Source organism: Vibrio sp. 03-59-1 (genome assembly GCF_013114135.1).
In the GTDB taxonomy this organism is placed as follows: Bacteria; Pseudomonadota; Gammaproteobacteria; order Enterobacterales; family Vibrionaceae; genus Vibrio; species Vibrio cortegadensis.
On sequence record NZ_VTYA01000084.1, the window covers coordinates 1 to 939 of the forward strand.

The window sequence follows — 939 nt, forward strand, 5'->3', positions numbered from 1 at the left end:
TTCAGTCAAGTATGGGGTGTTGCGCACGGAGTGGTTAGAACGCAACTAACAAACAATTTAAGAGTGACTCCTAACGCTTGCCGATTTTACTTCGATTTGAATTTTGTGTTTACGGTGCAATGGTTTAGCTTGGGTGTTATAGCGTTGTCGCACCTTAATTGGGCGTTATGTAAAGCGGGTGAAACCTGTCATTTCTGTCGCAATTTTTTGCCCAATTGGTCGTAAATCATGACAAAAGTTCCTGAGTTGCTTTATTCGATTTTAAGACTAGTACTTGGCTAGTTTATCTGGCTTGATTTGTGAACACTGTTGGGTTCTTTTATTTAGTCTGTTTCTTCGATGGCACAGACTTGGTTTTTTATAGTAGATTAGACTATAAATTTGAATTTAAACAATAAAGTGCTTGCTCACCTGAGCGCTAAAGTGAATGGGGAAAGAGATGACAATTTCTAGAGATGAACTAATTAGTCAACTGCAAGATGCATTAAATGCAGCGGAGTCCGCAGAGGAAAATGACACAATTGAGATAACAATTGGAGACGCTGACATTACGATGGTAGTGGAAGAGTCGGTTTCTGACGAAGACGAAGACGAAAATGAAGACGAAGATGAAGAGCTCGTCCCTAACAAGTATGGAGAGTTGTTTGACTCCAATGGTGATTTTGTCGGTCACCACCCTGACTGGATTGGAGGTCCAGAAGATAACGAATAGTTAATAAGTGCACACACTGGTACTTATTTACATAACAATCTGTTTAAGAGTGATTCGCAACGCTTGGCATTTTTGCTATGCGTTGCGTTTTGTGTTTAAGGTGGTATGCGGCGGCATCAGTATTGTGTTGCTCACATATATGGTCTCCCCCGGTTTTGCAAGTCAGTAGCATAATTAAAAGCGCAGGTTAACTTCCATATATACGGCCTGTTTAAGCGGCTATTGCC

At 40.9% G+C, this 939-nt stretch carries 1 protein-coding gene; it reads left to right on the forward strand.

Annotated features, from left to right (window positions below):
- Positions 1–439: 439 nt before the first annotated feature.
- Positions 440–712: a hypothetical protein gene (locus F0249_RS20030; RefSeq protein ID WP_171757652.1), complete on the forward strand. Its 273-nt coding sequence runs from the start codon at positions 440–442 to the stop codon at positions 710–712.
- Positions 713–939: the final 227 nt, after the last annotated feature.

Excerpts from the sequence above, each read along its gene's own strand:
- F0249_RS20030 (WP_171757652.1), top strand. The coding sequence starts at position 440 with ATGACAATTTCTAGAGATGAACTAATTAGTCAACTGCAAGATGCATTA.